Annotated in this window: 11 protein-coding genes; 3 read left to right on the top strand and 8 right to left on the bottom strand. The window is 64.6% G+C overall.

Features of this window, described 5'->3' with window-relative positions:
- The 4 genes from fadD11 to MSIMFI_RS23855 form a co-directional block, all read right to left on the bottom strand.
- A complete protein-coding gene (gene fadD11, locus MSIMFI_RS23870; RefSeq protein ID WP_191499429.1) occupies nt 1-1,821 on the bottom strand; it encodes a fatty acid--CoA ligase FadD11 in 1,821 nt (606 codons plus the stop codon).
- A 252-nt stretch (nt 1,822-2,073) separates the two neighbouring features.
- Complete coding sequence (locus tag MSIMFI_RS23865; protein ID WP_186242909.1) at nt 2,074-2,418, bottom strand: hypothetical protein; 345 nt, start codon at nt 2,416-2,418, stop codon at nt 2,074-2,076.
- Between the two features lie 35 nt (nt 2,419-2,453).
- Nucleotides 2,454-5,987, bottom strand: coding sequence for a DNA polymerase III subunit alpha (dnaE, locus tag MSIMFI_RS23860; protein WP_191499428.1), 3,534 nt, complete (start codon nt 5,985-5,987; stop codon nt 2,454-2,456).
- Nucleotides 5,988-6,055: 68 nt separating this feature from the next.
- Nucleotides 6,056-6,487, bottom strand: coding sequence for a type II toxin-antitoxin system Rv0910 family toxin (locus tag MSIMFI_RS23855; protein WP_191499427.1), 432 nt, complete (start codon nt 6,485-6,487; stop codon nt 6,056-6,058).
- 56 nt (nt 6,488-6,543) lie between these two features.
- Here MSIMFI_RS23855 and MSIMFI_RS23850 point away from each other — a divergent pair, with 56 nt between their 5' ends.
- Both MSIMFI_RS23850 and MSIMFI_RS23845 read left to right on the top strand, forming a co-directional pair.
- The gene (locus MSIMFI_RS23850) at nt 6,544-7,164 is read left to right on the top strand and encodes a hypothetical protein (RefSeq protein WP_191499426.1); all 621 of its coding nucleotides are present in this window, start codon (nt 6,544-6,546) and stop codon (nt 7,162-7,164) included.
- Nucleotides 7,161-8,498: a coiled-coil domain-containing protein gene (locus MSIMFI_RS23845; protein WP_191499425.1), complete on the top strand. Its 1,338-nt coding sequence runs from the start codon at nt 7,161-7,163 to the stop codon at nt 8,496-8,498. The genes MSIMFI_RS23850 and MSIMFI_RS23845 overlap by 4 nt, the downstream gene beginning before the upstream one ends.
- Before the next feature lie 36 nt (nt 8,499-8,534).
- Here MSIMFI_RS23845 and MSIMFI_RS23840 read toward each other — a convergent pair whose 3' ends face one another.
- Nucleotides 8,535-9,338, bottom strand: a complete 804-nt coding sequence (locus MSIMFI_RS23840) for an SDR family NAD(P)-dependent oxidoreductase (protein WP_191499424.1) — start codon at nt 9,336-9,338, stop codon at nt 8,535-8,537.
- A gap of 4 nt (nt 9,339-9,342) precedes the next feature.
- A complete protein-coding gene (locus MSIMFI_RS23835; RefSeq protein WP_191499423.1) occupies nt 9,343-10,359 on the bottom strand; it encodes an SDR family NAD(P)-dependent oxidoreductase in 1,017 nt (338 codons plus the stop codon).
- A gap of 443 nt (nt 10,360-10,802) precedes the next feature.
- Between MSIMFI_RS23835 and MSIMFI_RS23830 the strand changes: the two genes are divergently transcribed.
- Nucleotides 10,803-11,450 (top strand): lysozyme inhibitor LprI family protein, encoded by a 648-nt coding sequence (locus tag MSIMFI_RS23830; RefSeq protein WP_191499422.1) that lies wholly within the window; start codon nt 10,803-10,805, stop codon nt 11,448-11,450.
- Nucleotides 11,451-11,542: 92 nt separating this feature from the next.
- Here the strand turns inward: MSIMFI_RS23830 and MSIMFI_RS23825 are convergent, their stop codons facing one another.
- Both MSIMFI_RS23825 and lspA read right to left on the bottom strand, forming a co-directional pair.
- Nucleotides 11,543-12,469 carry an RluA family pseudouridine synthase gene (locus MSIMFI_RS23825; protein WP_191499421.1) on the bottom strand — a complete coding sequence of 309 codons (927 nt, stop codon included), beginning with the start codon at nt 12,467-12,469 and terminating at the stop codon, nt 11,543-11,545.
- Nucleotides 12,469-13,080: a signal peptidase II gene (gene lspA, locus MSIMFI_RS23820; protein WP_191499829.1), complete on the bottom strand. Its 612-nt coding sequence runs from the start codon at nt 13,078-13,080 to the stop codon at nt 12,469-12,471. The genes MSIMFI_RS23825 and lspA overlap by 1 nt, the downstream gene beginning before the upstream one ends.
- Nucleotides 13,081-13,092 lie beyond the last annotated feature (12 nt).

Here is a 13,092-nt window from a genome sequence, read left to right as displayed (position 1 = left end):
TCACACCCGTTGCGCCCGTGCGGCGTCGGGTTCGTGGATCTGCGGTCCCGGCTCGGACGCGTAGAGCTCTTCAATCTCCGCGGCATATTTGGTGACGATCGGTCGGCGCTTGAGCTTCATCGTCAGCGTTATCTCGTCACCGCCGGGCTCCCACAGGGTGGGTAGTACGCGGAACCGCTTGATTTGTTCCACCCGAGACAGTTTCGCGTTGCCCGCGGCCACCCCGGCGGCAATCTGCGCGATCACCTCGGGGTCGGTTGCCAGGGCCGCGGGCGATTCCTCCAATCCGTGTCTGACCGCGTACGGGCCCACCGAGTCGGCGTCGAACACCATGAGTGCGGTGTTGTACGGTCGCCCATCTCCAATTGCGAGCATGACGCCGACCATCGGGCACGCGGCCAAGATGGTGTTCTCGATGTTGGCCGGGGACATGTTCTTGCCGGCCGCATTGATGATCAACTCCTTCTTGCGATCCACCACTCGTAGGTAACCATCAGCGTCGATGTCGAAGATGTCACCGGTATGCAGCCAGCCGTCGGCGTCGATCGCCTCGGCGGTCTTCTCCGGTTCCCGCCGGTAACCGTTCATCACCAGCGGACCGCGCACCAGAAACTCGCCATCGTCGGCGATCTTGCCTTCCAATCCGGGCAGCAGTTTGCCGACGGCGCCCAGACGCGCGTCGCGGGGATGGCTTGCGGTGGCCACGCAACTGAGCTCGGACATCCCCCAGATCTCGGCGATAGGGATACCGACGCCCGCGAAGAACGCCAAGGTCTCCCTGGGGATCGGCGCCGCTCCCGAGATGGCCCACCGAAGCTCGCCGAAGCCGAGCCGCTCGCGCAGCTTGGACAACACCAACTCGTCGGCCTTAGCCCATTCGGCGGCAACGTCATCCGACAACGATTCGCCGGCCAGCAGGGCGTCGGCACGCTTGGCCGCCACCGACAGCGCCCACTGCATCGCCTGCCGCTTCATCTGGTCGGTCTCGTGGCTGACCGTGAATTCGATTCCGGCCTTGAGCTTTTCCCAAACCCGAGGCACCGCTCCCCACACCGTCGGCCGCACGTCGGGCAGCGCGGCCGCGATTGCGCGTCCGTCAGACACCGCCGTGACCTGGGTGCCGAACATTTCCTGCAGATACAGGCCCGTCATCCGGTCGGCGATGTGGGCCGTCGGCAAGAAGGACGTAATCCGGTCACCGAACTGGATTCCGAGCACCTCGTCGATGGCGTGACCCTCAAACAGGATGTTCGTATGGGTCATTTCCACGCCCTTCGGGTTTCCCGTCGTCCCGGAGGTGTAAATCAAAGTGACTATGTCGTCGGGCTCTACGGCGCGCCAAGTCGACTCGAAGTCGAAATCCGCGCTGCCGGCGGCGTACAGGTCGTCGACCGAGAGTGTGCCCGTTGGCGTCCCGTCAATGCAGATGATGTGTTCGATGGAGGCGCCGCTGGCGCGCACGCGGTCGACGTATTGTTCTTCGCACATCACCACCTTGGTGCCGGCATTGTCGAACAGATAGGTCAGCTGCTCGGCGGGCAGGGTCGCGTACACCGAAAACGAGGTTGCGCCAACGTGTTGGGCACCTACCTCGAGCGGATAGAACTCGATCCGGTTTGCCATCATCAGCGACACGGTGTCGCCGCGCCGTACGCCAAGACCCACTAGGCCGGCGGCGACCTGCCGCACCTGCGCCGCGTACTCGCGCCAGGTCAGCGTCTGCGTGGCGCCCGGCGTCCGCAGCGCCACGGCGTCCGGATCGATCGCCGCGGTGCGCTGGAATGCCTCGCACATGGTGGTCGGACGCCCGGTTGTGGTCATTTCGGTTCTCCTTAGCCCCGAATCAGCACTGCCCGCATCACATCGGTGAGCGTACGTCCGCGTCATGGGGCGCCGGAAGCCCGCACCCTTGGCATCGCCGGCGACGCGACGCCGAGTACGTCGGTGTTCAGGCCACCGAGCGCGCGTGTCTGTACAGCGGCACGCCGCACATCCCGTGCAATGACGCACCCTCGGCACATCCCGTGCAATGACGCACCCTCGCGACGACCGGCGCTGCGGCTGTCGGCTAGGTTATTTCACCGCGCCGTCGCACCCGCCGGGTGGCGCGGGCGCCGGATCCGGCGATCCGTCGTCGATTACGCAGTGCAGACCGGTAGTGATGTCATCGTGCATGTAATAGGGCATCGGATAGGGGCCCATCTGCATGACGTCGGTATGCCAGTAACTTCCGTCCGGGTACTTGATCCCGTCGCAACGTCCCGCGCCGAGCAGCGGAGCATTCCCGCTGCCGCCACCGGGACAAAAGTTCGTATTGGGGTCCGGCATATGAGGGTCCGGGTCAGGGTCGGCATGGGCCACGGCGGGAATCAGGGCACTGAACAGCAGAACGACCAGCAGCGACGACACGTGTCTCATTAGCTAAGCGTACAAAGCAAAGTCAAGAGCCCGCTTTAGCCGCCCAAGCACCCCGGACCGAGCAGCTCCTTAAGGTCCCCCATGAGTGCCGGCGACGGCGTCACCCGCAACGACTGATCCAGTTCCAGGGTGGTGATCCGGTCCCCGCTGATGAGGCGCAGATGCACCTGGGACGTGCCGGGGTGGCGCGCCAGCACCTGCTTGAGTGCACTCACCTTGTCGAACGTGCATTGTCGGGTGGGCAGGCTGACGGCCAGCGGTCGATCCGCTTGCGCGTTGGAAAAGTCGGGCACCACAAGTTCATTGGCGATCAACGCGACGCGGTCGTCGCGCACCGCCACCTTGGCGTTGAGCAGCACCACCGCATCGTCGGCGATGTCGGCGCCGTAGGTGGAGTAGGTGTGCGGGAAGAACATCACTTCAATGCCGCCGGTGAGATCCTCCAATTGTGCTGACGCCCAGGGCATTCCGTTCTTGTTGACACGCCGGTTCACGGCGGCCAGAATGCCGCCCACCCGGACCTGGGCCTCGTTGGGCACATCGCCGTCCAAGATCGCTGGGATCGCCGTGTCGACCTGGGCGGAAAGCAGGTGAGCCACGCCGTTGAGCGGATGCCCCGACACGTACAGGCCCAGCATCTCCCGCTCCAGGGCCAGCTTGTGCTTATCTTCCCACTCGTCGTCGGGCACCTTGATGGTGAATACCGCGTCGGCGCCGGCGTCGCTGCCGCCAAACAGATCGAACTGCCCCATCGCCTCGGCCTTCTTGGTGCCCAGCACGGAGTCCACCGCGTCGGTGTGCACCAGGAAAAGGCCCTTGCGAGCATGTCCCAGCGAATCGAACGCGCCCGCCTTTATCAGCGACTCGGTGACCTTCTTGTTGCATGCCGAGATGTCGATCTTGTTCAGGTAGTCCGAGAAGTCGGTGAACTTGCCCTTGTCATTGCGAGTCTTGATCAACGAACCGACCACGTTGGCGCCGACGTTGCGTACTGCGCCCAACCCGTAGCGAATGTCGTCGCCCACCGACGCGAAGTTCAGGCCGGACTCGTTGACGTCCGGCGGCAACACCGTAATGCCGAGCTTGCGGCAGTCGGCCAGATAGACGGCGGCCTTGTCCTTGTCGTCACCCACCGAGGTCAACAATCCGGCCATGTATTCGGCGGGATAGTTGGCCTTCAGGTAGGCGGTCCAGTAGGAGACCATGCCGTAGCCGGCGGCGTGTGACTTGTTGAATGCGTAGTCGGCGAACGGCAGGATGGTGTCCCACAGTGCCTTTATCGCGCCAGCCGAGAATCCGTTCGCCTTCATCCCGTCGGAGAAACCCTCAAACTCTTTCTCCAGAACCTCGCGCTTCTTTTTGCCCATGGCCTTGCGCAGAATGTCGGCTCGGGCAAGCGAGTAGCTGGCGACCTTCTGCGCGATGCGCATGATCTGCTCTTGATAGACGATGAGGCCGTAGGTCTCGGCGAGGATTTCACGCAGTGGTTCTTCGAGTTCGGGGTGAATCGGTTTGATGGCCTGCCGGTTGTTCTTGCGGTCGGCGTAGTCGTTGTGGGCGTTCATGCCCATCGGGCCGGGCCGGTACAACGCGATGACGGCGACGACGTCTTCGAAGCCGGTCGGTTGCATGCGACGCAGCAGGTCGCGCATCGGCCCGCCGTCGAGCTGGAACACGCCGAGGGTGTCGCCGCGGCCCAAGAGCTCGTAGGTGGGCTTGTCGTCGAGCGGCACCGATTCCAGGTCGAGGTCAACTCCCTTGTTGGCCTTGATGTTTTCGATGGCGTCGCCGATGATCGTCAGGTTGCGCAGCCCCAGGAAGTCCATCTTCAGCAGGCCGATGGCCTCGCACGATGGGTAGTCCCAGCCGGTGATGATGGCGCCGTCCTGCGGCCGCTTCCACAGTGGGATGGCCTCGGTCAGCGGCTCACTGCTCATGATCACCGCGCAGGCGTGCACGCCCGCATTGCGGATCAGACCTTCGAGGCCGCGCGCGGTCTGGTAGATGGTGCGCACATCCGGGTCGGTTTCGATGAGGCTGCGCACCTCGGCGGCTTCCTTGTACCGCTCGTGGCTGGGGTCGGTGATCCCGGCGAGCGGAATGTCTTTGGCCATGATCGGCGGCGGCAGCGCCTTGGTGATCCGGTCGGCGATCGCGAAGCCGGGCTGGCCGTAGTGGATGCGCGCCGAATCCTTCAGCGCCGCTTTGGTTTTAATGGTGCCGAAGGTAATGACCTGGGCGACGCGGTCCTGACCCCACTTATCAGCGGCGTAGCGCACCATCTCGCCGCGGCGACGGTCGTCGAAGTCGATGTCGATGTCGGGCATCGAGGTGCGCTCGGGGTTGAGGAACCGCTCGAACAGCAGACCATGCGGAATCGGGTCGATGTCGGTGATGCCCAGGGCGTAGGCGACCAGCGAGCCCGCGGCCGAGCCGCGGCCGGGGCCGACCCGAATGCCCACCGAGCGCGCGTAACTGATCAGGTCGGCAACGATCAGGAAGTACGACGGAAATCCCTTGGCGCAGATGACGTCGATCTCGTAGGCCGCGCGCGTGATGTAGTTTTCCGGCGGACCCGCGGCAAATCGGCGGTTCAGGCCGGCGTCCACCTCGTGGCGTAGCCAGGACGCCTGGTCGTGTCCCTCTGGCACCGGAAAGACGGGCATTCGGTCGCGCGGTGTCCATACATCTGCATAGGACTGCACGCGTTCGGCGATCAGCAACGTCGAGTCGCACGCGCCGGGCACCTCGTCGTCCCAGAGCTGGCGCATTTCGGCGGCCGACTTCAGGTAATAACCGTCGCCGTCGAACTTGAACCGGTTGGGATCCGACAGCGTCTTGCCGGTCTGCACGCACAACAAAGCCTCATGGTTGTGGGCGGCGTCGCGGGTCACGTAGTGGCAGTCATTGGTGGCAAGAGGCGGAATATCGAGCTTTCTGCCGATCTCGAGCAGGCCCTCACGAACCCGGCGTTCGATCGTCAGCCCGTGGTCCATTAGTTCCAGGAAGTAGTTGTCGGGCCCGACGATCTCGCGCCACTTGGCGGCCGCCTCCAGCGCCTCACGATCCTGCCCCAGGCGCAGGCGGGTCTGCACCTCCCCGGAGGGGCAGCCGGTGGTGATGATGATGCCCTCGGCGTGTTCGGCGATGAGCTCGGCATCCATGCGCGACCACTTACTCAGCTGGCCCTCGAAGGAAGCCAGCGAGGACAGCTTGAACAGATTGCGCAGGCCGGTAGCGTTCTCGGCCATCATTGTCAGGTGGGTGTAGGAGCCGCTACCCGAGACGTCGTCGGCCTTCTGACTGGGGTCACCCCAGGAAATGCGCCGGGTGTCAAAGCGAGAGCCGGGCGCGATGTACGCCTCGACGCCGATAATCGGCTTGATCCCGGCCTTGCTCACCGAGTTGTAAAACTCGCTGGCGCCGAACATGTTTCCGTGGTCGGTCATCCCGATCGCGGGCATCCCCAACCGCTCCACCTCGGCGAGCATGGGCGTGATCTTCGCGGCACCGTCCAGCATCGAATACTCGGTGTGGTTGTGCAGGTGCACGAAGGAGGACTGGTTCATAGGGACGCCAGTCTATGACCGAGCACTGACGTGTTTCGGGCGTGTCGCAAAGTGTGTCTTTGAGCCCGCTACCCGTACAGCTCAACGAACCGTCGCAGCGACTTTTCTACGTCTCCCTTGACGGCGCGCGCCGCCGCGGAACCCACCGGACCGAACAACGCACGCCCGCCCAGCTCGACGCGCAGACCGAGCGTCGACCCGTCTTTGCTGGGCGTTACCGTGAGGGTGACGCCATACTTTGCTCCGCCTTTCCCGGCTCCCGACATCGCGACCTCGTGCGGCGGGTCCCACTTCGTGATCGTCCACGTCACTCTGTTACGTAAGCCTTTGGAGCGTGCCACACCCACGATCTGAGTGCCTTCGGTCAACTCGTCAGGCAGCTCGCCTCGCCACCCCTCGTGGATCACAAGCCAATCGCCCAGTGTCGACAGATCCGAAACGTGGTCCCACATTTCCTCCGGGGCCATCGGCATATCGGTGGTCATGTCGACAGAAGCCATCCGCCCAGCCTAGCCCCGCTTTTTCAACGAACACTTCCCCAGGTACGGTCCGAGCCATGAGCGTGCAACACCCAGGTCTTGTTGCGGAGGGACTTCCACTTCCCCGAAACATGCCGTCCTTACCGCCCGCACGCGAGTTCTTAACGTCAGCAGGTTTCGGCGGCGCCGCAGCCCTGGCCGCGGCCGTAATGCTTGCCCTCGTCGCGATGTTCGCCGCGCGCCGGGCATCGAAGCGGCACCAGATGCAGCTCGAACAACAAGAACGCCACCATCAGGAAATTCGCGAAGACGAGCAACGCGCCGCGGCAGTGCAACGATGCTGGCAGCGGCTGGTGTGGGTGGTGGAGACCGCAGGGATGGAACCCGCTGCCAGCGAGAATGCCACCCTTGGACTCGGTCCGGAACTGGCCTTGGAACTGCTGCAAGGGCTGCTACGCGACGCCGAACAGCTCGGCGACGAAACGCTGGCCAAGTCCGTGACGGTGTACCTCAACCAGCTTTCGTTGGTCCTGGCACAGCAAGCCGGTTCGCTTGCCGACCTTGCCGCGGCCGGTTGGCACGCCGCAAAGATGGACGACCGATCGCAGCAGGAGGCGCCCGCTTCTGCCGCGCCATCCGCGGCCAATGAACCACACAACGCCGGCTCCGCCGATACCGGAAGGCGTTGGCGCGGGTGACAACCACACGGCAACACATCGAGGACCTCGACCCCGCGGCGTGGGCCGCACTCACCAAACGTGCCGCAGAGGTTGCCGTCGCGGCCGCTGAGCGCTTCGGAAACACGCCACCCGCGGAGTTGCTCGCGGTGGTGGCGATGACTGAACGCGATCTCGTCGAACACCGCAACCGCTTGGGGCCGGCGCGGAAGCGCCCGTCGGCAGTGATGCGCGTGGTCGAGGCCGACCACTTGCGGGTCATCGCCGAGGGCCACGCACGCCAGGCCCAGCAGGATAAGAAGGACGCTGAAGCGGCTGCGTCGCTGGCGCGGGCTGAAGCCGAACAATCGGCGCGCGACGCCACGGCAGCGCGTGAGCGCGTTCGCCAGATACAGGAGCAGGCCGCCCGCAAGGACGCGGAACGGTCCGCCGAGCGGGCGGCCGCGCAGCAGGCCATCGAACAAATGCGCACCGAACTCGAACGGGTCCGTGCCGATGCTGCGGCCGAGGTCGCCGCTGTTGGTGAACAATTCAAAGCCGCCGAGGCGCGAGCCCGGCAGCGGACGGAAGAACGCACGGCCGAACGAGCGACCGCGCGACAAGTCTTCGAACAGCTGCGCGGCGATCTCGAACGGGTCCGTGCTGACTCTGCGGCCGAGGTTGCCGCGGCTGGTGAACGAGTTAGCGCCGCCGAGGCGCGCGCCGAACAGCGGATCGCCGAACGAGCCGCCGAACGAGCGACCGCGCAGCAAACCCTGGAACAGGTACGCGGCGAACTCGAACGGGTCCGTGCCGATGCCGCGGCCGAGGTTGCCGCGGCCCGCGGGCGCGCCGATGCTGAGATTGCGGCCGCACACCAAGCCGCCGAAGCCCAGGTCGAACAGATCCGTGCGGCAGCGGCAGCCGAGATAGCAGACGCATCATCGCAACTATTGACCATTCCCGTCCCACCGCTGGGCGTGAGTGCCCATACGGGGCGCATCGAGCATGCGGTTTCTGTGGTGCGCCAGATTGATTACGTGCTCGAAGCGGGCCTCATTGAAGGCGCCGGTGACGATGTCGAATCGCGGCGTCCGATCGATACCGAACTCGTGCGCAGCCTGGTGCGTACGGTGCAGGTGCAGGCTGCCGATCTCGCCGAGGAATTGCACAACCTGTCCTCGCACTACACCGTGCAGTGGCAGATCGACGCCGCCGACAGTTACGCCAGCACCGCTGCCAACGCCTACGGCGCACTGCTACAGCGGATTGCGACGGCAACCGAGCAACTACGCCAACACGACGACAGCGCGAATGCTGAGGTCGTTCAGATGGTCACCACGATGCTGGCCGACCACCCGTGGCGTCGATATTGATACGAGATTGATACGAGCCGGCTCCGCCGCTCCCCGTCAGCGACCGGGGCCGCCACGCAGTTTGTTGCCGATGCGAATCCCGGGCAATAGCAGACTGCGCGGTATGTATCTGCCGCTGGTGCTCACGACCTTGGGCACCACCCCGGGCACCACACTGCGTTTGCCCGCAAGCATCCCAGCGATCGCGGCTTCCGCGACGTCATGCGGGGAGACTTGGGCAATCGGGATGCTGAACCGCTCGGCACTGGCGATCTCAGCCCACTCGGTGGGCACCGGGCCCGGGCACAGGGCGGTGACTGAGACCCCTGTTCCGTGCAGCTCTTCGTGAACGGCCTCGGAAAACGTCAGCACAAATGCCTTGCTGGCTGAATACACCGCCATGTAAGGAATCGGCTGGAAACCGGCGATCGATGCGATGTTGAGCACCGCGCCCGCGCCCCGCTCAACCATCCCGGGCAGGGCCGCACGCGTCAGCTCCATCAACGCCAGCGCATTGAGCGTGACTTGCTCACGTTCGCGTTCGGGCGCCAACTCGTAGAACCGCCCGCTAGTCCCGAAGCCCGCGCTGTTGCACAGACCTCCGATCGGATCGCTACGCAAGCGATCGGCGAGCTGGGCCCGAGATTGAGTGTCGGCCAGATCCAGCGGCAAGACCTCGACCTCAACGTTGTGTTCCTCGCGTAACTGATCGGCCAGCTCGTCGAGGCGTTCCCGGCGCCGGGCGACCAGCATCAGGGGGAAACCGCGGCCCGACAAGCCGCGAGCAAGTTCGACACCGATGCCGGAGGAGGCGCCGGTAATGACGACGGTGGTCTCTTTGCCTGGCTTCGGAAGACTCATGACGTCACCAATGTATCCCTCGGGTCGCCCGCACAAACGTTTCGCTTCGTTTGTCGAGATCTGTTGTGTCCGTTGCGGATTGGCCGCCCTGAGCAGCGGCAGAATCTTTGAACATTCCGAATGCGCGGTTGCGTACCCGGTCCATCACCGCGGGGTTGACGGCGTCGGCCACCGCAGCCAACTGTCCGAACGGCGAGCTGGCCCGCCGGGGCCGGTGCACGATCGCATCGGTGATCACTCCAGCCGCCTGCACCGGCGTCAGCGCGGGGAACTTTTCATACATCGTCGTCGGACTGATCATCGGGGTACGGACCAGCGCCATGTGCACGGTAGTGAATCGGACGTCCTCGTTGATCGTCTCGGCTTGCAGCGCGTCGCACAGGCTGTCCAGCGCCGCCTTGCTGGCAATGTAAGCACCGAAACGCGGTGCGCGCGTCTGCACACCGACTGAGGAGACATTGATGATCTGCCCAAAGCCGCGTTCCCGCATTCCCGGGATGAACTTGAGGATGAGCTGGACCGCGCCGAGGTAGTTCAGCTGCATCGTCCGCTGGTAGTCGTGGATCCGTTCGTAGGACAGCTCCAACGACCGCCGAATTGACCGCCCCGCGTTGTTGATCAAGATGTCGACACCGCCGTGATCGGCAAGCACCTTGTCGGCCATCGCGGCGATGGCGTCCATATCGGACAGGTCGCACGAGTACACGTGGGCGGCCCCGCCATTGTCGCGAATATCGTCAGCGACCTTCTCCAGGTTTTCCAGGGTTCGGGCGACCAGCACCACTGTGCCGCCCGCTTCGGCGATCTTCTTCGCCGCCGCTTCTCCGATGCCCGACGACCCCCCAGTGATGAGGGTGATCTTGCCCTCGACGGCGTCGCTAAGCTTACGGCCCTGCACCACATCGAGCAGGTTCCTGAAGTAGAACGGTCGATATCGCCCAGCCGAATTGGGGGTGTTGATGATGTTGGACACTGCAGCAAACGGCTTTTCGACGAGGTTCGTCAGGTCACCAAGATTCATCGATTCTTGCTCCTGATGGCGGGGGTTGTGACACAGGTCATGTGGCCAACCTAGGGCATCCGCCAACAACCCGATGCAGAGGGGCGGCGCCGACGGTCGAAGTGCGAATGGTAAACGAGCAATCGTCTTGTCACGTAAGGTAATCCAAGATCGATCACGCCCTAGTGGAGGTGCACCGGGGCGATGATTCCCGGACACGATGGGATTCGCGATGGGATTACTGTCACGCTTGGCGCACGCGCGAGCCGATCAGTTCGTGTGGTCGGCGACGATCAATCGTCCAGCTTCTTCACCGGCACAAACATGAAGCTCTCGTCGCGCCGCTGGCCACGGACGTCGCTTCGGGATTAAGCGACCAGCGCTGAGGTCTGAGCGCGGGCGAATTTGAGCGAGCGTGGGCGTGTCGCGCCCCGCATCCACCCAACAGCCGGTAGTCAGCACATATGAGACTGATCGCAGCCGTCCTGACTACCCTGATTCTGAGCGCCTGCAGCTCGAAAGCGACGCCCCCGGCGCCCAGTTCGCCTCCCGGTACGACTGCTTCATCGGCAGCTGCACCCGCGGCGGGGTCGACGCTCGACTGCGCCAAACCAGCAAATGCGGCCCAGGAGTTGGTGTGCACCGACCCGAAACTGGTCGAGCTCGACCACCGACTCCAGACCATCTACCAGCAGGCGCTCGACCGCGCAGGAGCGGACAAAGCCGCACTGACGGCAAGCCAAAACAGCTGGGCAGCAACCCGTGACCAGTGCGCGCAGAACGTCGACATGCCCACCTGCGTGCTGGAGGCATACCAGACCCGGCTGGTCCAGTTGGCCATCGCCGATCCCGCCACCGTGGCTCCCCCGGTCATCACCTACCGGTGCCCAGCCGACCGCGGCCCATTAACCGCGCAGTTCTACAACCAGTTCGACCCGAAGGCGGCGGTGGTGAACTGGAAAGGCGAGCAGTACATCTTGTTCGTCCAACTCTCAGGCAGTGGCGCCCGCTACGGCCGCCAAGGCATTGAGTACTGGGAGCACCAGGGTGAGGTGCGGCTTGACTTCAGTGGCGTATCCCAAGGCGCCAAGTTCGTCTGCCAAACATCCTGAGGGTTCAACCGAGGCGGAGGTGCTGGCCGGGACCCCGGACCGGCGACGGTGCGCAAACCAGACCGGGGGTCGATTCAGCCACCGAACAGGCGTCACCCCTCGTCTCGTAACACGTCCAACGCGTGTTGCAGATCGGGCGGGTACGGGCTGACGATTTCCATCCGCCGGCCGTCGGCCGGATGAGCGAACGCCAGCGACCGCGCGTGCAGCCATTGCCGTTCCAGCCCAAGCCTTTTCGCAAGCTTCGGGTCGGCTCCGTACACCAGGTCGCCGCAGCATGGATGGTGCAGCGCGGCGAAATGCACCCGGATCTGGTGGGTGCGACCGGTTTCCAGATGCACGTCGAGCAGACTGGCGGCGACGAAGGCTTCCAGGGTGTCGTAGTGGGTGAGACTGTGCCGACCGTTCTTGGTGACCGCGAACTTCCATTCACCGCCGGGGTGCCGGCCAATCGGCGCGTCGATGGTGCCGCTGGATGGATCCGGATGTCCTTGCACCAGCGCGTGATAACGCTTGTCGACCGAGCGCTGCTTGAAGGCCCGCTTGAGCACCGTGTAGGCGCGCTCGGAAAGTGCCACCACCATCACCCCGGAGGTGCCGACGTCCAGGCGATGCACGATGCCCTGCCGCTCGTACACACCAGATGTGGTGATCCGGTAACCGGCCGCGGCGAGACCGCCGAGCACCGTGGGCCCGGTCCAGCCCACCGACGCATGCGCCGCCACTGCAGCCGGTTTGTCGACCGCGACGATGTCGTCGTCGGAATACAGGATCGTCATGCCCTCGATGTCGACGGGCGTGTTCTCCAGCGGTGGCGGCGCCTCGGGTAACCGCACCTGCAGCCAGGCACCCGGTGTCAGGCGATCGGACTTTCCCGCCTGCACCCCGTCCAGTTCGACGCCGCCCCCCTCGGCGAGCGCCGCCGCCGCGGTCCGGGATAGGCCCAGCATGCGGGCCAGCCCGGCGTCAACACGCATGCCCGCCAATCCCTCCGGGACGGGCATCGAGCGGTGGGTCATCAGCGCTGGTCGGCCTTATGCCGGCCTAGAGTGGCCCTTTCGGCTTTTCGCCGACCCACGCTGTCGAAGTCAAAGCCGAAAATCGACAAAACGACCAGCAGGATCGCGCCGCCAACCACCGATGGATCGGCGACGTTGAACACCGGCCACCAGCCGACCGACAAGAAATCCACGACATGACCTCGCAGCGGCCCGGGCGCGCGGAAGAAGCGGTCCACCAGGTTGCCCATCGCGCCGCCGAGGATCATCCCCAGGCCCAGCGCCCACCAAGGCGACACCAGCCGTCGCCCCATCCAGAAAATGCCCACGACCACACCCGTCGCAATCAATGTCAACACCCAGGTGTAGCCGGTCGCCATCGAGAATGCGGCCCCCGAATTGCGCACCAAAGTCCAGGTCACCGTGTCGCCGATGATCGACACCGGCTGTCCCGGGGGCAGCAGTTTGACGGCAAGCACCTTCGTCACAATGTCGAGTACCAGCACGACCGCCGCGACCGACAACAGCAAACGGAGCCGCCGGGGCGGCGCGGGCGCTTCGGGTTCCCCGGCATCCCCGGTCCCCTCCGCCGAGGTCAGTGGATCAGCCGATCCTGTTGGTTCGTCAGGCACTCCCCCATCATC

The sequence above is a fragment of the Mycobacterium simulans genome, assembly GCF_900232995.1.
Taxonomy (GTDB): Bacteria; Actinomycetota; Actinomycetes; order Mycobacteriales; family Mycobacteriaceae; genus Mycobacterium; species Mycobacterium simulans.
This window is presented reverse-complemented; position numbering and strand designations above follow the sequence as displayed.

Excerpts from the sequence above, each read along its gene's own strand:
- fadD11 (WP_191499429.1), bottom strand. The coding sequence starts at position 1,821 with ATGACCACAACCGGGCGTCCGACCACCATGTGCGAGGCATTCCAGCGC.
- MSIMFI_RS23825 (WP_191499421.1), bottom strand. The coding sequence starts at position 12,469 with ATGACCCACCGCTCGATGCCCGTCCCGGAGGGATTGGCGGGCATGCGT.
- MSIMFI_RS23855 (WP_191499427.1), bottom strand. The coding sequence starts at position 6,487 with ATGGCTTCTGTCGACATGACCACCGATATGCCGATGGCCCCGGAGGAA.
- MSIMFI_RS23840 (WP_191499424.1), bottom strand. The coding sequence starts at position 9,338 with ATGAGTCTTCCGAAGCCAGGCAAAGAGACCACCGTCGTCATTACCGGC.
- MSIMFI_RS23865 (WP_186242909.1), bottom strand. The coding sequence starts at position 2,418 with ATGAGACACGTGTCGTCGCTGCTGGTCGTTCTGCTGTTCAGTGCCCTG.
- MSIMFI_RS23850 (WP_191499426.1), top strand. The coding sequence starts at position 6,544 with ATGAGCGTGCAACACCCAGGTCTTGTTGCGGAGGGACTTCCACTTCCC.
- dnaE (WP_191499428.1), bottom strand. The coding sequence starts at position 5,987 with ATGAACCAGTCCTCCTTCGTGCACCTGCACAACCACACCGAGTATTCG.
- MSIMFI_RS23835 (WP_191499423.1), bottom strand. The coding sequence starts at position 10,359 with ATGAATCTTGGTGACCTGACGAACCTCGTCGAAAAGCCGTTTGCTGCA.
- MSIMFI_RS23830 (WP_191499422.1), top strand. The coding sequence starts at position 10,803 with ATGAGACTGATCGCAGCCGTCCTGACTACCCTGATTCTGAGCGCCTGC.